Annotated in this window: 19 protein-coding genes; 9 read left to right on the top strand and 10 right to left on the bottom strand. The window is 64.2% G+C overall.

The genetic code is table 11. From position 1 onward, the window contains the following. Window positions 1-31: 31 nt before the first annotated feature. Together EPN33_00935 and EPN33_00930 are read left to right on the top strand one after the other, a co-directional pair. Window positions 32-1,090 (top strand): aminotransferase class I/II-fold pyridoxal phosphate-dependent enzyme, encoded by a 1,059-nt coding sequence (locus EPN33_00935; GenBank protein ID TAN24723.1) that lies wholly within the window; start codon window positions 32-34, stop codon window positions 1,088-1,090. Further along, window positions 1,042-2,397, top strand: coding sequence for a hypothetical protein (locus EPN33_00930; GenBank protein TAN24360.1), 1,356 nt, complete (start codon window positions 1,042-1,044; stop codon window positions 2,395-2,397). Before EPN33_00935 ends, EPN33_00930 begins: the two co-directional genes overlap by 49 nt. On the opposite strand, the gene EPN33_00925 is transcribed toward EPN33_00930, so the two are convergent. Both EPN33_00925 and EPN33_00920 read right to left on the bottom strand, forming a co-directional pair. After that, window positions 2,394-3,365 (bottom strand): D-2-hydroxyacid dehydrogenase, encoded by a 972-nt coding sequence (locus EPN33_00925; protein ID TAN24359.1) that lies wholly within the window; start codon window positions 3,363-3,365, stop codon window positions 2,394-2,396. The genes EPN33_00930 and EPN33_00925 overlap by 4 nt on opposite strands. Then, on the bottom strand, window positions 3,362-5,602 hold the full coding sequence (locus EPN33_00920; protein ID TAN24358.1) for an acylase: 2,241 nt from the start codon (window positions 5,600-5,602) through the stop codon (window positions 3,362-3,364). The genes EPN33_00925 and EPN33_00920 overlap by 4 nt, the downstream gene beginning before the upstream one ends. A 63-nt stretch (window positions 5,603-5,665) precedes the next feature. On the opposite strand from EPN33_00920, the gene EPN33_00915 reads away from it, so the two are divergent. The 4 genes from EPN33_00915 to EPN33_00900 all read left to right on the top strand — a co-directional run bounded on the left by EPN33_00915 (window position 5,666) and on the right by EPN33_00900 (window position 9,550). Then, window positions 5,666-6,709, top strand: a complete 1,044-nt coding sequence (locus tag EPN33_00915) for a GGDEF domain-containing protein (GenBank protein TAN24357.1) — start codon at window positions 5,666-5,668, stop codon at window positions 6,707-6,709. Between the two features lie 76 nt (window positions 6,710-6,785). Next, window positions 6,786-7,481, top strand: coding sequence for a hypothetical protein (locus EPN33_00910; protein TAN24356.1), 696 nt, complete (start codon window positions 6,786-6,788; stop codon window positions 7,479-7,481). Between the two features lie 11 nt (window positions 7,482-7,492). Further along, window positions 7,493-8,974 (top strand): hypothetical protein, encoded by a 1,482-nt coding sequence (locus tag EPN33_00905; GenBank protein TAN24355.1) that lies wholly within the window; start codon window positions 7,493-7,495, stop codon window positions 8,972-8,974. Window positions 8,975-9,121: 147 nt separating this feature from the next. Then, on the top strand, window positions 9,122-9,550 hold the full coding sequence (locus EPN33_00900; GenBank protein ID TAN24354.1) for a hypothetical protein: 429 nt from the start codon (window positions 9,122-9,124) through the stop codon (window positions 9,548-9,550). A gap of 5 nt (window positions 9,551-9,555) precedes the next feature. On the opposite strand, the gene EPN33_00895 is transcribed toward EPN33_00900, so the two are convergent. Then, on the bottom strand, window positions 9,556-12,759 hold the full coding sequence (locus EPN33_00895) for a carboxypeptidase regulatory-like domain-containing protein (GenBank protein ID TAN24353.1): 3,204 nt from the start codon (window positions 12,757-12,759) through the stop codon (window positions 9,556-9,558). Window positions 12,760-12,812: 53 nt separating this feature from the next. Further along, window positions 12,813-13,226: a helix-turn-helix domain-containing protein gene (locus EPN33_00890; GenBank protein ID TAN24722.1), complete on the bottom strand. Its 414-nt coding sequence runs from the start codon at window positions 13,224-13,226 to the stop codon at window positions 12,813-12,815. Window positions 13,227-13,348: 122 nt separating this feature from the next. Between EPN33_00890 and EPN33_00885 the strand changes: the two genes are divergently transcribed. Continuing rightward, window positions 13,349-13,618, top strand: a complete 270-nt coding sequence (locus tag EPN33_00885; protein ID TAN24352.1) for a hypothetical protein — start codon at window positions 13,349-13,351, stop codon at window positions 13,616-13,618. A 204-nt stretch (window positions 13,619-13,822) separates the two neighbouring features. Here EPN33_00885 and EPN33_00880 read toward each other — a convergent pair whose 3' ends face one another. Continuing rightward, on the bottom strand, window positions 13,823-14,833 hold the full coding sequence (locus tag EPN33_00880; protein TAN24351.1) for a hypothetical protein: 1,011 nt from the start codon (window positions 14,831-14,833) through the stop codon (window positions 13,823-13,825). 327 nt (window positions 14,834-15,160) lie between these two features. Between EPN33_00880 and EPN33_00875 the strand changes: the two genes are divergently transcribed. Then, window positions 15,161-16,594, top strand: a complete 1,434-nt coding sequence (locus EPN33_00875) for a hypothetical protein (protein TAN24350.1) — start codon at window positions 15,161-15,163, stop codon at window positions 16,592-16,594. 122 nt (window positions 16,595-16,716) lie between these two features. On the opposite strand, the gene EPN33_00870 is transcribed toward EPN33_00875, so the two are convergent. The 3 genes from EPN33_00870 to EPN33_00860 form a co-directional block, all read right to left on the bottom strand. Further along, the gene (locus tag EPN33_00870) at window positions 16,717-17,403 is read right to left on the bottom strand and encodes a hypothetical protein (protein TAN24349.1); all 687 of its coding nucleotides are present in this window, start codon (window positions 17,401-17,403) and stop codon (window positions 16,717-16,719) included. 8 nt (window positions 17,404-17,411) lie between these two features. Further along, window positions 17,412-17,870, bottom strand: coding sequence for a hypothetical protein (locus EPN33_00865; GenBank protein ID TAN24348.1), 459 nt, complete (start codon window positions 17,868-17,870; stop codon window positions 17,412-17,414). Window positions 17,871-18,049: 179 nt separating this feature from the next. Continuing rightward, window positions 18,050-18,436: a hypothetical protein gene (locus tag EPN33_00860; protein ID TAN24347.1), complete on the bottom strand. Its 387-nt coding sequence runs from the start codon at window positions 18,434-18,436 to the stop codon at window positions 18,050-18,052. A 571-nt stretch (window positions 18,437-19,007) separates the two neighbouring features. Here EPN33_00860 and EPN33_00855 point away from each other — a divergent pair. Beyond that, on the top strand, window positions 19,008-19,946 hold the full coding sequence (locus tag EPN33_00855; GenBank protein ID TAN24346.1) for a restriction endonuclease: 939 nt from the start codon (window positions 19,008-19,010) through the stop codon (window positions 19,944-19,946). A 329-nt stretch (window positions 19,947-20,275) separates the two neighbouring features. On the opposite strand, the gene EPN33_00850 is transcribed toward EPN33_00855, so the two are convergent. Next, window positions 20,276-20,452: a DUF86 domain-containing protein gene (locus tag EPN33_00850; GenBank protein TAN24721.1), complete on the bottom strand. Its 177-nt coding sequence runs from the start codon at window positions 20,450-20,452 to the stop codon at window positions 20,276-20,278. 136 nt (window positions 20,453-20,588) lie between these two features. After that, window positions 20,589-20,903, bottom strand: a complete 315-nt coding sequence (locus EPN33_00845; protein TAN24345.1) for a nucleotidyltransferase — start codon at window positions 20,901-20,903, stop codon at window positions 20,589-20,591. Window positions 20,904-21,248 lie beyond the last annotated feature (345 nt).

The raw sequence follows: 21,248 nt of genomic DNA, 5'->3' as shown, positions 1-21,248 counted from the left end.
CACCCCCAAAGGCATGACTGCTGTCGCAGAGATGGAAGGCCGCGGTGTGCATGCCGCCGTCGACCTGCGCAGCGACACCGTTACCCGCCCCACGCCGGAAATGCGCCGCGCCATGATGGCCGCCGAAGTTGGCGACGATGTTTACGGCGAAGACCCCACCGTCAACCGCCTCGAAGCGCAGGCGGTGGCAATTTTTCAGCGCGAAGCCGCCGTCTTCGTGCCCAGCGGCACCATGGCGAACCAGATCGCCATTCACGTGCATACCCGGCCAGGCCAGGAAATCATTTGCGAAGCCAAGTCGCACACCTATAACGTTGAGATGGCCATGGCGGCGGCGTTTTCCGGATGCATCTTCCGTCCGGTCACCTCCGGCAGCGGCCGCATGCCCTGGGATTTAGTGCAGCCCGCGTTGCGCCTGGACGACCCTCAGAACCATGCGCAGACTGGCCTTGTGGTCGTTGAGAATACGCACAACTTTGCCGGTGGCGTGGTCACCAAGCCTGAGGTGTCGAAGCACTTGTGCGGCGAGCTGCGCAAGCTGGGCGTAGCTACGCACCTGGACGGCGCCCGCATCTTCAACGCGGCAACGGCGCTGGACGTATCGGTGGCCGAATTGTCCGCCCCGTTTGATTCCGTGATGTTCTGCTTGTCTAAAGGGCTGGGCGCGCCGGTAGGCTCGATGCTGCTCGGCAGTGCGGAGTTCGTCGCTCGCGCCCGCAGCGTACGCAAAATGCTCGGCGGCGGTATGCGGCAGGCGGGCGTACTGGCCGCCGCCGGATTAGTCGCACTCGAAAAAGGCCCGGATCGCCTGGCGGAGGACCATCGCAACGCCCAACTTTTGGCCAAAGAAATCCCCACCATCACCGGCCTGCGCCTCGATCCGCCCGAAGTCGCCACCAACATCGTCATCTTTGACGTTGGCCAAACGGAGTTTTCTGCGGCTCACGTCGTCGAGAATCTGGGCGACCGCAACGTTTTGGCCAGCGCGCTCGATCCTACTCATATCCGCTTTGTCACCCATCGGGACGTCGACGAGGCGCAATGCCAGGAGGCTTTGTTTGCCCTCCGGGCGGTAATCGAGCGCGAATGAGGTGGCTCGCCACTATTTGCCCTGGTCGCTCCCGTTGGTCGCTTGGAGTGCGGGCTTCGATTTCCGGCAGGGTCCGCCCGCTGACGCTCAGGGCTCCTCCATGCTGCCGCCGGACGACCTGGATTGGAGTGATCTGTCTGGCTCTGGCCTCGGCGGCGCTGGCCATCCCGCCGCGGACCGGCGCCCTGGCACCGCTGCGACTTGACGCCGAGTTTTACGGTGTTTCGGTGCCTTCGGCCTACCTCAAACAGTCCCTGGGCTCGCAGATCGCCGCCGGGGAAGCCGCATGGCAAACCGCTACAGGCGCAGGCGTCATCGTCGCCCTGATCGACAACGGTGTCGATCCATTTAACCCCGCCCTAAACGGCGCTCTGCTGGGTTCCCAAGGCTGGAACTTTTACGACAACTCGGCGAACTGGTCCGCCTGGTCCGAACTGGCACCCAACGGTCAGCCGCTGGGCGGCGTTTTGAAGGCTATTGCCAGCTCCGGCACCTGTCCGTTTATTCAACCCGCTCCGCTCAAGGCCAACATCATCCTCAATGGCATTACCGAGCCTTTCGATTCTGATCAGGATTCGACCGGTGAAGTCCTGGCACTCATGACCAGGCTGGAGAAGTGTGAACCCGGCTTTGGCCATGGCACTGCGGCGGCCGGTCTGATTCACCTCGTCGCACCTCAGGCAAAAATCCTGCCCATCAATGCCTTCGGGCCGAACGGACGAGCCACACCCGCTGCGATTGCCGCAGCCATACGTTACGCCATCGCCCGGCATGCAAATGTAATCAACCTGAGCTTCACCAGCCCGCAGCGTTATGCGGTCATTGAAGCTGCCGTGGCGGCCGCGCAGGCTCACGGCATTGTGGTTGTGACTGCGGCCGGCAATTCCGCTACCGATGCTCCGTTCTATCCTGCCGCACTGCCCGGCGTGTTGAGCGTTGGCGCCATCGATGGCTGCGGTACGCGGGCGCCCGCTTCCTGCCTCGCCGATCCTCTGCTGCTGCGCGCCGGCTTTTCCAACTACGACCCTCCAGCCGGTATTCTGGACGCCGATGTGGCCGCGCCCGGCGTGCGCCTGCTAACCACCTTCCCCGGCTTCGGCCTGATCTGGGCGGAATCGACTGGAACGTCGTTCAGCGCCGCCCTGGTCAGCGGCGAGGCCGCGCTGCTGGTCCAGCTCGGCCAATCGCGTGCCGATATCGTGAACGAAATCGAGGGCACCGCAGACCCGGCCATTCCCGGCGATGCCGATGGCAGTCTGGGCCACGGCTTGATCCAAATTCTGGGCGCCCTGCGGCTCGCTCACTAATAGCCGGCGGCTTTGTCCACTCGCGTAAGCAGCGGCACGCCTTTGCGGTAGCAGCGCCAATTCTGGAGAAAGCAGCGCATTCCCACGTCGGTCCAGTGCGGCGAGACCGTGCGGTCGGTCGAGTGCGGCGAGAGCAGCACGTTCTCCATCGCCCAGAGCGGGCTGTCGGCGGCCAGCGGCTCGTGCTCGAAGACGTCGAGTGCCGCCCCGGCAATCTGGCCCCGCCGCAGGGCCTCAACCAGCGCCGCTTCATCGACCACCGGTCCGCGGCCGAGGTTGATGAATATTGCCGACGGCTTCATCGCGGCGAACGCCTCGGCATTGAGCCAGTGCCGCGTTGCCGGCGTCAGCGGCAGCGCTGCCAGCACAACGTCGGCGCCGCGCAGCATCGGCAGCAGGTCCTCGGGCGCAAAGAAGCGCTCGACTCCCCGCTCTTTCCGTTCCGGATGCCGCCGCAGGGCGTGAATACGCATGCCCAGCCGGCGCGCTGCTTGGGCGCAGGCGCTACCCACGCCGCCGTAGCCCACTACCGCCATGACTTTGCCGGCCAGGCTCTCGACTTCAAATTGCTCCCAGCGGTGCGCCTGCTGTTGCGCCAGCATCCGTCGCGTCTGCTTGTAAAAAAACAGGATGCCGTAGACGGCAAACTCGGCGAGAGGGGGCGCATACGCCCCGCGCGCGTTCGATACCATCACGGGGCTGGCGATGAGTTCCGGCGTAAGCAGCCGGTCGAGTCCGGCTTCAAACGAATGCACCCACTTCAAGCCTGGCCCCGTGTGTGGCCACACCTCCGAAAACGGCGGGGTCCCTCCCGCCAGCGACGAGTACAAAATGACTTCTGAGCCCGGCGCTTCCCGCGCGATCACTTCCGGCGTATGGCCGACAGCGATCTCGACGCCCTCCCGGCGCAGGGGCCGCAGCAGCCGTAGCGACGGAAGTTCATCCGGTACAATCGCCAGTAGTTTCATTCGTAGGCGGGCTTTTCGCCGGGGTGGTAAACGCGCTCCGTGTGCCCCTTGAGCTGCGCCGGAAAGAAATACACCGTCCGCAAGTTGCCGGTGGCGTAGCGCTCGGCTTCGTCCTTGAAGTGCGGATTGCCGGGATGGCCGCTCTCGCCGCCGGCCGTGATCGCGCGGGCCGTGACCTTGGGGCCGAAGTCGATCACCGCGACAAAGCTGTTGCCGCTGCAGCCGTAAATGCGCTTGGTGGTCAAGCCGCGGCAGGGTGCAAATGAGGCCAGCGATCCCCAGGTGGCCGTGGTGAACATGACCGGCGTGCCGGGGAGGGAATCGTCAAACCGGGGATGATGGATGGAATCATCCAGTCGCTGGAAGACATTGATCTTGCCCCACGGCACCTGATACGTGCCCCAGTTGCGGGTGAGCCGATCGACCGCCTGCGACAGGCCTTGCAGCAATTGCTCCGGCTTGGCGCTGTGCTGCACGTAGGTGGAGTCGTCCTCAAACCGCGCCCGCGCCTCGCTTCCCGTCAACCGGTACATCGCCCGGCCCCAATAAACGGCAATTGAAGTCGGGATCGAGTCCGCGCCCCAGCGGTAACTCCAGTGCCGCAGCTCGGCGATCGGTCCCGCCAGCTTCGCCTTCAGCGGATCCGTTGCCGGTAGCGCATCGTAGTCTTTCAGCAGCGTCGGAATGGTGCGCGCAAACCAGGGCTGGTAGCTGTCAAAGTCGATGGTCTGGATGACGCTGGCGACGGTTTCATCGTGAATGCCGGTCAGCACCCGCAGCGCATGCAGGCCGCGCATGCTTTCGTAGCGGGCGTAATCGACGTAAGGCGCGTAATCGGCTTTTTTCGGGCTGTCCGGCCCGGCCGCCGACCAGGGCCAGTTGTTCGAGTTATACAGCCAGCCGGTGCCCGGATCGAACAGATGCGGCGTTTCCTGGAGCGACAGCACGCCGTGCCATTCGGTCGCCGGATTGCTGCCATCCACCGGCTGCTGCCAGTCGAAGTTGGAATCGCGGCGCGGAATGAAATCCGAATCCCAGTAGGCGATGTTGCCGTCCGCGTCGGCGTAGATGGTGTTGTTGCTGGAGTTCGTGTGCAGCTCCATCGTCTTCTGAAACTGCTGGAAGTTGAGCGCCTTGGTGCGCAGAAAGTCCTGTTCCAGCGCCCGTGTCGGCCGCTGCATCAGCCGGATCGTTTCCCACTTGCCATTGACTTCGCCAATCACCGGCCCGTGCCGCGTCCAGTAGGCCGTGAAGCGTCGCACCGCCATGCCGTGCGCGGTTTTGTAGGGAATTTCGATGACCCGCTGCGTCACCGGTAACTCCTGATTGCCGTACTTGTAGACGTAGTGATCGCCGCGCTTGCTGACGGTCTCCAGATAGAAATCAATATTGTTGGTGGTTTCTGCCGAGGTGTGCATCCAGCCCAAGCGCGTATTGAAGCCCTGGTAGACGAAAAACTGTCCCCAGGTCACCGCGCCGTAGGCATCGAGCCCCTGGTCGCTCGACATTTGCAGCTCCGAGCGAAAGTAAAACGACGTGTGCGGGTTGATCACCAGGATGGCGTGGTGGTCAAGCGTGTTCCTGGGTGCGATGGCGATGCCGTTCGACCCTCCGGGATGCGGAGGTAAAAAATTTTCGGCGAAGCGTGGCGCCGCCGGATCGATGCCGCCCGGTTGGGTCCCGTAAAACGCGGCAATCGAGTGCAGGCTGGCGCGTTCGATATCGCCGCCGATGCTGCCTTCGCTGAAGGCATAGGCCATCCAGGGGTAAAAGCGGTGAATCACGCGCGGATGCACCTCCGGGTGCGTGTACAGGTAGTAATTCAGGCCGTCGGCAAAGGCGTCGTCGAGCTTTTGCAGCCACGCCGGGCTGGCGGCGTACTTCTGCTTTAGCGCCGCAGGGTCCATGAACAGCTTCATGCGCAGATCGCGCCAGATTTGCGACGGCCCTTCGGCCTGCGCCAGCTCGCCTATCGCATTGATATAGTTGGTCTCAACGCGATGGAAATCATCCTCGGCCTGGGCGTATTCCATGCCAAAGACCGCCTCGGCGTCGGTCGCGCCGTGCACGTGCGCGATTCCCCAGTTGTCGCGTGTGATGGTCACCGCTGTGGCTTCCTGGCTCCAGCGCGCCAGTTCCTGCGGTGTGGGCGCAGGCACCACTTGTGCCTGTGCCAGTAGGGAAAAGCCGGCGACGGCCAGGCCCGTCACCAAGCCGGTAGCAATGCGTTTGGTCATGGCGTATCCTGTGTGGAACATTGTCAGCCTACTCCAGGGACCGTAGGCGGAGCAAGGGCACTCATGATATCGCTCAAACGCCATTGGCAGGAATGGGACAGCCTCGAGGGCCGCATCCGGCTGCTCGGTGAGGGCTATCTGCATCTGTTGCAGGCGCTCGAAACCGCCGCCGGGGAAATGTCGCGTGGCCTGGGCGGCCAGTTCCGCGAGGACATGCAGGCCATCCTGAGCTACCTCAAGCCGCCGTCCGAACAGGTCCCGGACAAGGCCACGCTCGAAAAGACCCGCACCCAGGCAGTCGAGGCGCTGCGCTCACTCACCGAGGCGGTGAACCGCCGCGAGGCCGAATACCGCGATATTATCCGCATCCTGGCGCGTACCGGCGCCACCATCGCCCAAACCGGCGCGGCCCATAGTGACGCGCTGCAGGGCCACGCCACGCGCCTGGAAGCGATCGCCAACTCAGAACCCACTATCGAAACCCGCCGCCAATTGCATGCCCTGGTGCTCGAGCTGCGCGAATTTGCCACGCTGGCGCGACAGGAGGGCGAAGCGCAGGCGCGGCAGTTGAATGAAGAACTGCGCCACGCTCGTGAGAAGCTGGAGCAGGCCTCGACGCTCGCCAGCACCGACACCCTCACCGGTATGGGCAATCGCCGTCTGGCCGAAAGCGCCGTCGCCCAGGCTTTGGCCGAGGGCGTACCCGTCAGTATCCTGATGATCGACCTGAACGGCTTCAAGAACGTTAACGATGCCTACGGCCATAGTCAGGGGGACAGCCTGTTGCGCCTGGTGGCCTATCAGACCCGCCGCCTGGTCCGCGATGCCGACCTGGTCTGCCGCTGGGGCGGCGACGAATTCGTCGTGATCATGCGCCACGCCGATCTGGACCTGGCCCGCGCCACCGCGGAGCGCATTCTGAGCGAAGGCTTCGGGGAGTTCCTCCTCACGCGTGCCGAGGAAGACGCCCGCGTGGTCGTCGGCGCCAGCATCGGCGCCGCTGCCTCCCAACCCAACGACACCGCCGAAACCCTCCTCGACCGCGCCGACCGCGACATGTATGCGGAGAAGCGCCGCCGCAAACTCGCTGCCACACCCACCCGTTAGCTCTGCGCTAGCCCGCTCCACCTGTTTTGCTGGCAGGGTTTTACCGCCGTTTTCGCGTTTATTAATGGAGACAGTTATGCCCAGGCGCACCGCTGCCCTGATTCCCTCGGTTTTCCTGGCCGGTTTATTGTCGCTCGCCGCCCAGGGCGTAAAACCGCCCGCCCAGACCGCCCCGCCAAAGACGGCCGTGCCAGCGGCTGCCCCCGCTTCCCGCGACAGCACCGCTCCTCCTGCCTTCGGGCAGGTACCCACTCCTCAATTTGGCGAAGTCCCTGCCCCACAATTCGGCGAGGTCCCTGCTCCCAATGGCGGCAAACCCGCCGCTCCCGCCGCCACTCCAGCCACGCAGCCGCTGCTACCCGCTGCCGTCCCTGCGCCCCAGGCGGGTCTGACCTGGGGCGAGCAGGCGGTGCTGAAGGCCGGTCTTCACTATCACCCCAGCGGCTGGAGCGGCTCCTACTACGCCATGGTGCAGGGCCACCTCGACAAGTGGGACTTCTACACCGATGGCACCTGCCTGCATCGGGGCGTCGTCCATGCCGTGGGCTTTGCCGGCGGCAGCAGCCAGCGTTGCGTCTACACCCTCAACCGCGATGGCACCATCACCCTGCAATTCGCTCCCTCTGTCTCCGCCTCGGTAAGCGGCCGTTTCTCGGGCGCCAGCAGCGCCCAAGCTGCCCCGTCGCAAACCGTCCCCATTAAGATGATCGGGCCTCAGGGCGCAAGCGGCTTAGTCCTGGGCAAAGAAGTCCTGCATTGGCGTTCCTGGTAAAGGAGAACACAGTGAAACTCAAAAGCACCGTTGTGGTTTCTGCCGCCCTGTTATGGGCTTGTTGGCTGCCGATCTCGGCCCGGGCGCAGCATACATTCCGGGTGGTGCTGGCCAGCCATAATGGCTACGGCCTGGATTGCTCCGTTGTAGTCAACGGCGGCATGGCGCGTACCTGCAACAACCAGAAAGACGCTTGGGACCAAAGCTGGAATGGCAGCAGCCTGGGCGTGAACGTCAAGATTCCCGGCGGCTGGAGCTTCAACTACACCGCGGACATTTATGTTGATGGTACGCTGCAGTCGCCGGCACACTGCAATTGGGATCATCAGACGCATACGTATTGCGCCAACGGCTGGGTCAGCCCCTTACGCATTGCGAATACCTGGGGATTCAACTGGAACGCCCCAGCCGCAGCGCCCTCTCAGCCCACGCCCCAACGTCCGCAGCCCCCAGCGCCCAACTTGGCGCCCACGCTGGACATCAATGGCCAACTCCTGGCGCAGTTGACCAGCGCGTCGCCGTTCCTGGGCCCGGGCGATTCCCTCGCCAGCGCCTCGCCGCTGACCAGTGCTTCGCCTCTTACCAGTTCGGCGCCTTTCACTATGCCAATCGGCAACAATCTGGCAAATCCATCGGGCTACGGTGTGCAGGCGCTCAGCTCCGCTGCGATGCAGTGTAATGGCGAGGCTGCCTATGAGCGCGTGTATGGCCACCCCCCCAGCGCGGCCCAACTGAACGCCATCGGCGAGGTCTGCATCGTCATGCAGGGCTATGTGCAGGCCTTCGGCCGCTTCCCCAGTGGCGGCCTGCAGGGCGAACTCCATTACTGGGCCACGCTGTCGCGTCCGCCCAGCCTCAACGGTTTGCTGGGCGCCAATTCCAACTGGCTGCGCGGAAACGCCGCGGAGCGTTCGGCTACTATTGCCCGCGCCTTTCAGGCCGCGCTGCATCGCGATCCCAGTCCAGAGGAGATGAATCAATGGGACGCGACCGTGCGTGCCCAGGGCACGCTCTACAATGCCATCGTCAGCGCGCTCGCGCGCGCTGCCGCCGCGCCGCCTGCACCCCGGCCCACGCCGCCGCCGGTGCCGCCGCCGGCGTCTCCGCCTCCGCCCCGTACCGTGGTCGTGAGCCGCAGCCAGTTGGTGAGCGACGCGTTTGCCAACGCTTACGGCCGCAACCCCAACCCTACGGAAATGGCCGTCTGGTCGCGTGTCCCCGCCGGCAACCCGCTGGTCAGCAGCGCCGCCGCCCTGCAGGACTATCTGGGTGGTCTGCTCCGCGGCAACAGCGCCGCCGCGGCTGCCGAACGCCGGGACATGGTCACACGTGCCTGGGAACGGTTTTATCACCGCCCGCCCACCGCGGCGCAGGCGCAACCCTGGATCAACTACCTGGTGCGCTCCGGCGATTCCTACGGCGCTCTGATGGATCACATGACCGAAACCAAGCGGCGCGGTGCGCGCGGCGGCAGGGGTGCCGGAGGAATCTGAAAATCAGACAATGGGGCGGAAGCACGCTCTGATGGAGTATTTCAGTATTTCAGTTTGTCAGTATTTCAGTTGGCACGGGACGTCGGGGTGTGCCCGGCGGAACTGAAATAGTGACCCGCCCTCGGCCAGTGTATACTTCGCCTGAAGATGACGAACCCTAACAGGCTCGCTCGACCTCTCACCCTTGCCGGCTGCGCAGTCCTTGTGATCAGCGCCGTCTTGCACGTCTTTGGCGGCATTAAAGTGGGTTTTCCCGCTCTGGCGGCATCGAACCTGAGCCCGGCGGTACAGTCGGCGTTTCAGGTCGTCTTTGTCTCGCTGGGCTGGCACTGGATTATGACCGCCGTGGTCACGGCTCTTGCTAGCGCCGTCCAAACCCGCTTGCGGAACGCAATTGTTCTGTTCTGCGGCGCCGCGGTGCTGCTGGAGGCGCTGGCCGGCGCCTGGGCGATGGGCTGGTTTATCGGCAACGAGATGATCGGCGCCGCCGCCATCCTGCTGCTCTGCGGCGGCCTGCTGTTCCGGTCCGCCACGCCGGTCCTCGCCCGCGTGCCGCAGACGGCGCAGCGTTCCTAGCCGGATTACCACACGACGCGCAGACCGAGTTGGATTTGGCGCGACGGGGTCGAGGTCGCGGTGACGACGCCGGCGGTGGGCGAGGCGCCGGCGGGAGTGAAGACGACGGCGTTGGGGGTCCTAAAGTTGGCGTGGTTGAGGACGTTAAAAGCGTCGGCACTGAGACGAACGTGCCAGCGTTCGCCGAGCGCCAGATCCCTCGCCATCGAAAGGTCCCAATCTGCCAGGCCGGGGCCGGCTAGGCTGTTGCGGCCGGCATTGCCGTAGAAGCCGCTGCCGGGCGGCGGCGCGAGAAAGGCCGCGGGATTGAACCACTCACCGGGCCGGCCTACGATGACCGGGCCGGAGAAGTTGGGGTTCTGGAATGGCCGGACCGGATTTTTGGAATCGCCATTGTTCGACGGGTTGTAGCTCAACTGTGGCGTGAACGGGAAGCCCGACTGCAAGGTCAGGATGGACGTCAGCGTCCAGCCGCGCGGCAGCGGCACCGCGGCCTCGACCACGGCGGCCTGGGTGACGTTGTAGGTCGCCGGACCCCAGTCGGCGTGCAGGTTGGCGGGGTCGGAGACCAGGCCGGGCGCATTGCCGGCAGCGGTCGAGTTGAGCGAGTCGCCGTCGTCGAGCGCCTTGGACCAGGTGTAGGCACCGCGCAAACTGCCGGCGCCGAAACGGTGGCGCACCTCGAGCTGCAACGCGTTATAGGAGCTGTTGCCCTCCGAGTACCACGCCCAGGCGGCGCCGAGGGCGGGGTTTCTGCGTGGCGTGCCGGTGGGAATATAGTCGGCGCCCGTCGGCACCGGCGTGCCGGCGATGCCGGCGGGAAAATTGCCGGGATACGACGCGGGACACTGCCTCGAGGGACAGCGCACCGGCACGGGTTCGTTGTCGTCGAGGCTGAGGATTTCATGGTAACCGTGCGAGCCGACATAGCCCAGGCTGGCGCTGCTGTTCGCGCCCAAGGCGTGCTCGACGCGCATCGACCACGACACCAGCGTAGGCGTGTAGAGATCGGGTTGGACTCCAGCGGGCAGGACTTTCGCGGCGGCGGGGATGGCGCCAGGTGCGATCGGGAGCTGGGCGGCAGCGATGTTGGCGAGGCTGTAGGTGGGGTTGAAGGGAGCGTTTTGGTCGAGGCGGTAGCCGAGCGCATCCTGCAGATCGTTGTACAGGCCAAAGCCGGCGCGAAGCACGGTTGCGGCGAAGGGGCTCCAGGAGAGGCCGAGACGCGGTTCCGACAGGAAGGTAGCGCGGTTGACGGTGAATGCGGAGCGGGCGATCCGCGGCTGTGTCTGCAGTACGCCGTCACGGAGGATGAAGTTGGCCGCGTGTCCCTGGGCTTCGTTCCACCCGGTGGTGAACTCGCCCCGGTAGCCGATCTCGATCAGCAGGTTCGGCCGCCAGCGGAAGGTGTCGTCCAGGTAGGGCGCGCCCAGCCAGCTTCGCCAGTACATTTCGGTTGGCGAAGGGTCAAACAGGAAGGTGCTGATTTTGCCCGCAAGCAACGCCTGCAAGCCTGTGAAGCTCGCCTGGCCGTATTGGCTGAGCGCCAAATCCTCGTTTGATTCGACGCGCTGCGCCCAGTAGCCGGCCTGCAGGGTGTCGCGGCCGCGGGTCAGGGTGAGGGTGTCCTCGGCGGTAAAAAGGTTGCGCGTCAGGTTCAACTGGCTGCCGTTGTTGCTGCCGGCAAGGCTGAGTTGCGCGGCGGGATTGGAGGCGGCGCTGCCGCCGACCACCACCGCTCCCGGCGGCAACCCCTGGAGAAATCCCGGCACGGCGGCCGCGGGTGTGCCCGGGGTCGGTTCCCCGGTGTAGAAGTAGGCGGCGCGGGAGTAGCCGGCGCGCAGGACATTGACCGCATCCGGTGAGATGGCAAAGTTCTGCTCCAGGCTGACGACCTGTTCACCCAGCGACTCAATATCGGTGCTGAAGGCGTTGCTGCGGGTCGGGGTGTGGTCGGAGCTTTCATCGAGCGTGTAGACCACGGTGATCAAGTCACGCGGCGACGCCACGCGGTCGAGGCGGGAGGTGAAGAAACCGTCGCGGATGGTCTGCAGGGGTTGATTGAAGACTTCGGCGATGCCGCCCAGGTCGGGCGAGTTGGCTGCCGGCGCCGGCCAGAGGTTGAGCCAGGAGGCAACGCCGGGGTTGACGCCCACCGGCACCAGGCCCGAGGGTGGGCAGGACTGCAGGGCATGGCTGACGAGGGCGCAGGGCAGCAGGCCCTGGCGCGCCTGGGCGTCGGGCACGAGATCCACGCCGGTTTGATGCAGATGCTGGTTGAAGCCTTCGGCGTTGACAAACAGGAAGGTTCTGCCGCGTTGCAGCGGGCCGCCGGCGGCTGCGCCAAATTGATGGCGCTGCAAGCCCGGCGTACGCTCGCGATCGAAGAAGTTACGCGCATCCATCACGTTGTTGCGCAGGTATTCGTACACGCTGCCGTGCCACGCGTCACCGCCGCCGCGGGTGACGATCTGCACCTGCGCGCCCGGGCGCTTGCCGTAGGTGGCGTTGTAGGAATCGTCGCGGGTGTTGACCTCGGCCACCGCGTCCGCCCCCAGCAACTGGCCACTCACCCCGCCCGGTTGCATGTTATTCTCGGCCGCGCCGGTGAATTCGATGCCGTTCAGCAGAAACAGATTTTGCTGCGGACGGTTACCGCTGACGGCAAAATCGTTGGCCACGGTGGAGTTGGATACCCCGACCCCGCCCACCTTCTCGGCGGTGAAGTTGACTACCCCTGGGTTGAGGGTGAGCAACTGGTCGTAGCTGCGGCCGTTCAGCGGCAGGTCGCGGACCGTTTGCCCCTCGACCAGGCCGGCGGCGCCGGCTGAGGTGACGGAAACCACGGCGGCCCGGCCGCCGACGGAGACCCGCTGGCTCTGGCCGCCCAGGCGCAGGCGCAGATCGACTGTGGCCGATTGCCCCACCGCCAGGCCCACGCCACCATGGCCCTGAGCGGCAAAGCCGGATTTAGTGGCGGCCACGCGATACGAACCCGCCGGCAGCGCCGCCACCTGGTAGAAGCCGTGCGCGCTGGTCCTAGCGTGTCGCACCCACCCCGTCTGCGAACTGGTCACGCTGATCGCGGCGCCCGCGATGGTCGCGCCCGAGGCGTCGGTTACCAGTCCAGAAATCCGCGCCGTGGCCTGGCTCCAAAGCGGCAACGTCAGGAGCAGGCCCGCCGCAATCAGGCAAAGCCGGCGAAGCATGCTCCATGTTAATACGGCTTAATACGGTATGAGTGGTCGGAATCGTTAAGCTACTACGGCAGGATGATCATCACTTCCGTGGATTTGATCAGTGCCGCCGCGAGATCGCCGACCTTCAACCCCATGGCGCGCACCGCATCTGCAGTGATCAGCGAGGTTACGGTCTGTCCCGAAATCGAAAGCTTTACCTGGGCAAGTAAACCACTCCGCCGAATCTCCACCACCCGCCCGATCAACTGATTGCGGCCGCTGATGCGTTTCCCCAGGTTGCGGGCGACGAACGCGGACGCCCCCGTATGCCGCAGCCAGCGATCCACCTCGCTGCGCGGAATGCGATGATGGCCGCCGGCGGTCCGCACCGTTTGAATCTTTTTCCGGTAGATCCATTGCTTCAGGGTCGGATAGCTCACGCCCAGAAGCTGAGCGGCCTCGCGCGGTCTGAGCAAGTCGGTGCCGGGCACAACCATGAGCCTGACCGACAAGGGCCTATGCCGTCAAGCCGGCAACGGGTTGTGGCTCGCCACTTTTTGCCCTGGCGACCTGGCCGATTCTGTACGAGTTCCTGCGCGTGACCACGCACCCACGGGTCATGAGGCGACCGTGGAACCTGTCGGCAGCATGGGGCTTTGTGGCCGCGCTGCTGGCCTCGCCGGGCCTCGGCGTGCTCGTGCCGACGCAGCGGCACCCGGATATTGCCGCGCAGGTGGTCGAGGAACTGCCCGATCTGATGGGCAATGTGCTCCACGATACGCATACGGCCATCCTCATGCGCGAGCATGGAATCCGGCGCGTGTGCACGCGCGATACCGGCTTTCACCGCTTCCCGTTCCTCGAAGTCGTTGATCCGCTTCGGCCCTGATGCCCCGGCCGCTGTCGCTGGCGTGGGACCTGGAGGTCACGCAAGTCATTGGGAAATTTTGTCGGCACGACAGGAATTGAACCTTCGACCCGGTGGCGGCAGCTTGGAGGAGCCCCGAGCGCCAGCCGGCGGACCCTGCTGGGAATCGAAACCCGCACTCCAAGCGACCAACGGGAGCGACCAGGGCAACTAGTGGCGAGCCACCTAGGCCAGCACGTTCGGGTTCCCGGAATAGGCTACGCCCATGGCGGGAGCGAGGGCGGCAGCCGGGAACGGAAAAGGGCCGACGGTGTGGCTGTTGCTGAGAACCACCCACCATCGGGTGATTGCTGCCGGCGGTATGGCGAGGAAGATGTGCTCGCGACCGAGGGGAGCGGCCAGCAACCGCGTGGAATTGAGAGCGCCAAGATTGCCCAGTTCATAGACGAACCCGCGCCGATTGGCTCCCAACGGGGCCAGGCCAGTCAGTACGCCGTTCAGCCAGGCAGGCAGGATCCCGGCGGGCGATCCACCCGGGCCGGCTGCTGCCTTGGCGGCATTGATCGCCAGTTGCTGGTCATTGGTCGTGGAAGGAGTCGCCGTATTGTGGCCGTCAAACCAGGGCTGATAAGCGCCATAGATTACCGTGCGCGGCTGAAATCCATTGGAAACGTTGGCAATCGTGTCCGGACCCCGGCTGTCCCCGCGCAGGAGGCCAGGTACGTTCTGATGTGCATAACCGCTGCCGGCAAATTGGTAGGGATTGCCAATCAACTGAGCCACGAGGACGGGTTCAGTAGCGGTGGTGGCGACATTCAGCCCATTATTGACTCCGATGGCCAAAATTGCCCGCCGCGCATAATTATCGCAGGAGTAGCACCAGGCGGTCTGCCAGTATAGCGCAGCGATGGCTGCCTCCCGCCAACCCGTGACGCGGAAACCTAAGAATCGCCGGTTGGTAAGCCACGAACTACAGGCGTTCAACACGGCGGTTACGCGGGCATCGATCAGAGCGCTTAAGGGACCTGCGCCCGGCCAGGCGGCGGTGAGGGCGTGCGCGGCCTGGTCAATCGGCGCAAGGCCGTCGGCACGGCGATTCGCCAGACAGTTGATTGAGTCTTGAAAGTAGTTGTTGAGGATCTGCGCCATGCCGATTCGGGCGCAGTTGGTTCGCGCGTTCATGGGCTGGACGCGCGCTGCCCAAATTGCCGGGTTCCAGACAGGGGTCGCAATCATAGCAAGCAGTCGGGGCGGGAGGATTTGAACCTCTTCTGCTGGGGCCTTTTTGAATATAACAGCTTCTTGCAGGTTACTAGTGATTGTTGGTGAAGGCTTGTGGGGTGCCTGGCAGCTACGGAATCATCTCCACCGCAGTGCATCACGGAGTTTCCTCCCGGCGCGATAAAGTACCCCAATGGAAGTGTTAATTAGTCGCCAGCCTGGTAACCCTAGTGGTAGCCTAGAAAAGGCGTGGGCGCGAGCGGGTGGACCCTGCCGCTAGCGGGAACCCCCTCCGAGCGCACGAAGATAGATCGGGCCCACAAGTGACGGGTCATCCGCAAGATGAACTACGAATGCCTGCACTGTGGCCATATTATTTGCGGCTCACGTGTCTGTCCCGTCTGCCACACCACCTCGTTCACACCCAGCTCCAGCACAATCACCATTGAGGAAGTCGGCGAGGAGGAGGAGCCCAATCTCAGAAAAAGGCGCGCCTCCGGCTCCGCCGAGGAACTGGCCTCCACGATTCACCCCCCGCTCCGACGTCCCCGCCTCCTTCCCCAGTCGTCATATGCGCTAGTTCACACGCTTGGATTGAATGCACCGGATCCAATGGGCGGTGATGGAGCCTACGCTGATTGGTTGCACCGGCATTTCCTGGCCAGCCTTGATCCGGAGGGTTGCATTGCGGTGCAACAGATGATTTATGGGCAAAGACGGGTAGGCCGTGATGCCGCTCTCATACCACTTCTGAACGATGATTTTAGTCGGCAGTTCCAGCAGATTCTGGGGAGCCGGGCGCTAACGCAAACCCGGACTATCATCCTCAATTGGCACATCCGCCGCACCGGACGGCCCAACGCCTGGACGGGCCGCGGGAGCAACCGGGGCCTGGTCGAGAGCTTGCAGGGGCTCGCCCGCCGGGCTGGCTTCCGGCTGATCGTGGTCTACACCGTCCATGAGAGCGAGGGACTAGGTAATGACTGGGCCAACGCATGGTGCTTCTATCCCACGGCGCTGCTGGCGCTAAACCCTACCGTACAGCAGTTCCTCCAAAATTCAGGACTGCCGACCGGCCTCTCGCAGGTGCCAAGTCTCATGACCAGCCTGCACACCACCAGCGTCGATATCGTCCTGCGCTTCCTGCAGGGAGAGAGCGCCGATTTTCTCAACCTCGCGGGTGCATGTCTGCTGCACCGGCTGCGGCTGCAGAACACCTACACGCATTCGATGGGCAATCGGATGACGCGCGGATTCACGGGGGTGCTGATTTTCGGAATGATCACCACCCGCCACGGCACAACCGTCGACAATGTCCGGAATCTCTGTTCGATGTTTCGCCGGGCGCAATTTCCGGACTCCTTCAAAGTTATTATTGTCGGCAAAACACAGGATCGGGACCTGGCGCGAGATCTGCGGATCTTACGTGGAACAATGCTCAACCTCGTTTTCCATGGCGAGCTGGATTTTCGCGACGCCTTCAATACCGTTGCGGGATGCCCCTACGCCATCTCCTTCGACCCCGCCGGCTACCGCGATAACGCGTCCGCCATGGTCAACGTCACCCGCGCGGGGCACCTTCTGTTCTCGAGAAACTCCGGCGAGCGTGACGACGACCTCATCCGGCGCGCTGTGTTCCAGATCAAGCTGTGTGAGATGCGCTCCGGACATCTGATTTCACTGCTGGCCGCCCAGCAGCCGCGGTTCCGCGCCACCGAACCCGCAGCCGTCGGAAATCGCCTCGACCTCTTCTTCCGCGACCTCGCCAAGAAGTGACCGCAGATCTCACAATTCCCCCCAGGCCCACGACTCACAAGCGACCAACGGGAGCGACCAGGGCAAAAAGTGGCGAGCCACCCTGCTTGCGCCATTCTGGCCGCAGCCCGGCCCGCGTGTGGCTACATCGCGGGCGTGCCGTCCGACCACTGGGGAACCAGGACGACGAAGATGGCGATGGGAACCACGTCGAAATCGCCGGCCAGGCTGACGGGCGAGCCGGGCAGGTCGGCTCCCATTTCACTCGATGGGACGGCAGGGAGAAAGAACATCACGTGCGCCGCGTTGCCGCCGGAGTTGGTGATGTACGAGTGCTTCGACAGCATGAACGAGAACGAGTTCGGCGCCAGCGGCGGCAGCCGATGGGCGGCCACTGCGGCCCGCAACCCTGCCAGAATTCCCGCCTGAGAGCGGCGGGTCAGCGCCAGCTTCGTGCGTAACAGGAAGATCGGAAGTACGGATCGCGCGGCAGGCGCGTTGAGGCAGTCCGCGCCCTGGATATGGGGGTTCCAGAACTTGGAACTATGGAAAGGGCTGTCCCACGAGCGTTCGACGAGGCAAACGAAGCCGTTGCTGCCCTTGGCGGCGGTCACGTAGCCTTTCGGCGTCAGCACCAGCACCGTCGCGGCGGCGGAAACGGAGGGCGGAGCGGCGCTGCGCGCGAGCGCGATCTCGGCCGCGCGGGGCATGAGATAGCGCGCCAGCGCCGTCATGTGCGGGTAGGATTGCGGCATGGCCTGGGCGGGGAGCCGGACGGCGAGGAACAGAAGCGCGGCAAGGGCTGCCGCGGCGGAAATTCTGGAGTTCATGGTGGGCCTCACAAACCATGACGTGCCAGGACGCGGCTTTTCGACAACAGGTGATCGCGGACAGCCGCATCGTTGCTGAGCTCGATTGCAAGCGTGTAGGCAGCCTGCGCCTCCTGGCGGCGTCCCAGTTGCCCGAGCAGATGGCCGCGCACGGCCCAGTAGGGCTGATAGCCCGCAACCGCTTTTGCCGGGATGGCCTCGAGACGAGCAAGTCCTGCGGCGGGGCTGTCGGCCTCGGCCGTCGCGGCGGCATAGGCGGTGCGCGCGCCCACGGACGGGCTCAGGCGCACGAGCTGCTCATAGAACGTCACGATGGCGGTCCATTCCGTGCGGCCGGTGCGGGCACGCTCGGCATGCACCGACTGGATCGCCGCCTCCAATTGAAATCGTCCGGCGCGGCGGAACCCTGCGCGCGGTCCCGCGCCAGTCAATGCCGCGCGGGCCAGCAGGGACTCGGCCTCGGCCATCAGCGCCTGATCCCACAGGCGCGTCTCCTGCTCGCCGAGCGGAACGTAGGCGCCGGCCGGGGTGCGGCGCGCGCCGCAGCGGGCATGGCAGTGGAGCAGCAGCGCCAGCAGGCCGAGCGCTTCCGGCTCGTCGGGCAGCAGGTGCTCCAGGTCGCGGGCGATCCAGAGAGCCTCTTCTGTCAGCGTGGGCGCCAGCGCGGGCGCCAGCGTGGGCGCCGGACGGGCGGCGTCGCCGGGAATGCCAGGGACAGCGTTCCACCCCAGACCGAAGGCGGCGTAGCCCAGGCGATGGCCTCCTCCAGCGAGGGTAATTCCAGGATCGCCACTCCGGCCGACTGCTCCTTGGTGTCGGCATAAGGGCCGTCCCGCACGTGCCGCTTGCCGTCGGTGACGCGGACGGTGGCGCCGGTGTGCGGCAAGTCCAGCGGATCGCCGCCGACATCGACGCCGGCGGCGGTCATGGCCTCGTGGTAAAGGCGCCAGGCGGCGCGGTACGGCTCGGGATCGTTGTGGGCGCGTGACGCGAACGCCTCCGGCGTCTCATAAATGAGCATGGCGAAGCGCATGAGTCGCCCCTTGGGTGAAATTCCCCCAAGTCTATCAAGCGCCGGCGCGGCCTATTGCGCAAGCTAGCGCGCGGGGCCGGTTCGGGAGTGCGAGGACCTTGCATGGTTGGAGAAAATCGCCACGATGCGGCTCCTTAGCCGCAACGACGGCATCACCGATGGCTTTCACGACTAAATGGATCCCATGAGCCGCCAAGAGTGCGGTTTTCGGGACTTCGAAAACTACTGCATGCGCCAAGGCACTTTGTGGTTGAACCGCACGTCATCCAGATCGGCTACTTAATCGTGGATCAGCATGTCGCGCATGCCGCAAATCGCCTCCCAATTCAGGGCAGCCAGCTTAGCGCGTATCTCAGGAGAGACGGGCTTGGCGGCTTCGCCGCCCCGCAAACACGGCTTCACCGAGGGGCGCGCGCCCGGCCGCCATTTTATTAAGCCTGCAGAGTGGGGGGCCGACGCCGCTCCGGCGAAATGTACCAGGTAGACGCCCCCGGGCGGCGTCGTCGATAACGTGGCCCGCGTCGCGAGCGCAACGTTGTACCCTCGCTTGTATGGTTCCTGGGGGATCGTTATGGGAGCGAGTGTGAAGCGATTCGAAGTCAGCTGGCAGGAATACGAAACCTACGTATTCAGCACACTGAGCCGTCTAATCCCGGGCGCAAAAGTGGAACGAGACATCCGGCTGCCTGGAATAGTGTCCGGCCGCCAGCGACAGGTCGATGTCCTCGTCCGCAAGGCATGCGGCCCATTCGAGTTGACGATCGCTGTAGACTGCAAGCACCACCGGCGTAAAGTCACGGTAAGCGACGTAGATCGGTTCCTCGGCACGCTGGAGGACGTACGAATCAGCAAAGGCGTGCTTGTATCTGCCGCGGGCTACACAAAATCTGCGTACCGGCGAGCCGAAAAAGCGTCAAGGGATATCGAATTGAAAATAATCGACGCCGAGCGACTCTCTGAATTTCAACACATCGGCTGCGCGCTCCTCTGGAAAGGTTCGGTTGCTGCCCTTTGCAGCCCGCCTAGCGGCTGGGTCGTCGATAACCAGACAGCACCGAACTCGTTCCAATTTTCCATGTATTTACTTGGGCACAGCCGAGAATCCGCGATGCGACACGGTGCGTTCTTGTATGGAAACATTGTTCTCAAGACAAAACCGGAGCCAACCATGGAGGCAATTGCGTCGCGACATGAGGTCGCGGTGCTGGCCGAGTGCCCTGGGGCGTCGTTTGAGCGGCTCACGCCGATCAAGCGAGAGAGCTGGGCGGGTCGAACCCCCGAGGACACAATTTTCAGGATAGGCCGGGTCGGCGCGGGGTATCGGGGGCCCGAATATTCCGTGTATATCGATCACCCCGAAGGCGTCCTAGTGCTCGTGCTGCTGTGTCCCGAAGGTGAAGATCGCCTGTATGTGCCCGCGCTGAAATGGGTTGCAACGAAGGCGCTAATGATGGAGTGCAGCTACGGTGCCACGCCTCCCGCCGAGGTAGGGAGCGACCGCATTGGGTGAGCGCTACCGATCCCCGGAAGCCCGGCGCGCCTCCGATTGCGCCTGATTAGAAAAAGTGGGCAGATCACTGGATATTCCTCTTTCTTGTAGATTCCAAGTGATTGATGGTTAGGGCGTTGCGGCTCGCCCGTCGATCCTTCCAAAGCCGAGGTGCGGGTGGTGTGCATGGATCTGGCCAGCGCCTACCTGTCGCTGGTGTGCAGGGCGGGAGGCCGCTCACATTAGCCGGCAGTGTCGTTTCCCGAGGCCGCGATCGTGGCGATCTGACCGCGTGGTTGCGGGCATCGGACGACAGCGGTGCGCCAGACGATATCCCAGTCGACGCTGAACTAGGCGTGAATCAGGAGGTCCCGAAACGCGATCACTTGGGGCCACGGTATCCCGGCTTGACGGTCCCGGAAATCCTTTGATAATCGGCTGGCAGCTTCGCCGATGACAGAGAGCTTCTGCACGACCGCGCTCCGAACCAGCTCCGATTCACGGAACCCGCCGGACTGGGACTCCAGGGGCCCCGGCCCGGCCGAGCGTCAAGCGGGTGGCGTGGCGCAGCCACGCCAGGCCCCGCGCCAACCAACGTTTAGTCCGGCGATAAAGCTCGCAACGTGGCCCGCTGCATCGAGAATGTCGGCAAGCAATGCCGCGTCAGACCGCATACAGAGGCCGGGCGTCGGCTAACACTGAGGGACGAATTCGCGCGCTAAGGCTATGCTTGGAGACCAAATCTACATGCCTGCCAAAGGCTGCCGACAGCTCCTGCATGAGCCCTGCGAAGTCGACCAGGTCGGGAGTCGCTCCGGGCAGAAACTCGACCAGGAGGTCGATGTCGCTTTCGTCCCGGTCCTCTCCCCGCGCTACCGAGCCGAAGACCGAAAGCTCACGTACCTGGTAGCGACGGCAGATCTCGTCAAGTCGCGCTGCGCTAACCGGCGGCGACGCGGGATGGGCGCTCGGGATCATGCGCGTAAAAGTGGTCGGGGCGAGAGGATTTGAACCTCCGACCGCCTGGTCCCGAACCCCAATTCGGGCCTTCTCGAATTCTACCGTTTTTTTGTAGATTCCAAGTCATTGATGTTGAAGGCGTTGGGGCGCGCTTGTCGAATTTGGTTGAAGCGTATTGAAGCGGGGTGCTTCGGCAGCTACGAAATCACCTACACGGCGCGCATAATCCCAGGCCGTAACACCGACAGAGAGTTGATCGAGGTTTTCAGCGCAGCAACCCCCGTACAGATCCGGCGGGCTCATGTAAAGTTGTTCGGTTTCCCCACAGCAAGTGGCAGAATGGCCCCAGAGCACAGCGATCGG

This window comes from Acidobacteriota bacterium, assembly GCA_004299485.1.
Classification (GTDB): Bacteria; Acidobacteriota; Terriglobia; order Terriglobales; family SCQP01; genus SCQP01.
Note: the sequence above shows the minus strand (reverse complement) of the source record. Positions and strands in the feature narration are given on the sequence as shown.

Excerpts from the sequence above, each read along its gene's own strand:
- EPN33_00930 (TAN24360.1), top strand. The coding sequence starts at position 1,042 with ATGCCAGGAGGCTTTGTTTGCCCTCCGGGCGGTAATCGAGCGCGAATG.
- EPN33_00915 (TAN24357.1), top strand. The coding sequence starts at position 5,666 with ATGATATCGCTCAAACGCCATTGGCAGGAATGGGACAGCCTCGAGGGC.
- EPN33_00880 (TAN24351.1), bottom strand. The coding sequence starts at position 14,833 with ATGATTGCGACCCCTGTCTGGAACCCGGCAATTTGGGCAGCGCGCGTC.
- EPN33_00855 (TAN24346.1), top strand. The coding sequence starts at position 19,008 with ATGGGAGCGAGTGTGAAGCGATTCGAAGTCAGCTGGCAGGAATACGAA.
- EPN33_00870 (TAN24349.1), bottom strand. The coding sequence starts at position 17,403 with ATGAACTCCAGAATTTCCGCCGCGGCAGCCCTTGCCGCGCTTCTGTTC.
- EPN33_00895 (TAN24353.1), bottom strand. The coding sequence starts at position 12,759 with ATGCTTCGCCGGCTTTGCCTGATTGCGGCGGGCCTGCTCCTGACGTTG.
- EPN33_00890 (TAN24722.1), bottom strand. The coding sequence starts at position 13,226 with ATGGTTGTGCCCGGCACCGACTTGCTCAGACCGCGCGAGGCCGCTCAG.
- EPN33_00865 (TAN24348.1), bottom strand. The coding sequence starts at position 17,870 with ATGGCCGAGGCCGAGTCCCTGCTGGCCCGCGCGGCATTGACTGGCGCG.
- EPN33_00885 (TAN24352.1), top strand. The coding sequence starts at position 13,349 with ATGAGGCGACCGTGGAACCTGTCGGCAGCATGGGGCTTTGTGGCCGCG.
- EPN33_00935 (TAN24723.1), top strand. The coding sequence starts at position 32 with ATGGAAGGCCGCGGTGTGCATGCCGCCGTCGACCTGCGCAGCGACACC.
- EPN33_00900 (TAN24354.1), top strand. The coding sequence starts at position 9,122 with ATGACGAACCCTAACAGGCTCGCTCGACCTCTCACCCTTGCCGGCTGC.
- EPN33_00860 (TAN24347.1), bottom strand. The coding sequence starts at position 18,436 with ATGCGCTTCGCCATGCTCATTTATGAGACGCCGGAGGCGTTCGCGTCA.
- EPN33_00910 (TAN24356.1), top strand. The coding sequence starts at position 6,786 with ATGCCCAGGCGCACCGCTGCCCTGATTCCCTCGGTTTTCCTGGCCGGT.
- EPN33_00925 (TAN24359.1), bottom strand. The coding sequence starts at position 3,365 with ATGAAACTACTGGCGATTGTACCGGATGAACTTCCGTCGCTACGGCTG.
- EPN33_00920 (TAN24358.1), bottom strand. The coding sequence starts at position 5,602 with ATGACCAAACGCATTGCTACCGGCTTGGTGACGGGCCTGGCCGTCGCC.
- EPN33_00845 (TAN24345.1), bottom strand. The coding sequence starts at position 20,903 with ATGATCCCGAGCGCCCATCCCGCGTCGCCGCCGGTTAGCGCAGCGCGA.
- EPN33_00875 (TAN24350.1), top strand. The coding sequence starts at position 15,161 with ATGAACTACGAATGCCTGCACTGTGGCCATATTATTTGCGGCTCACGT.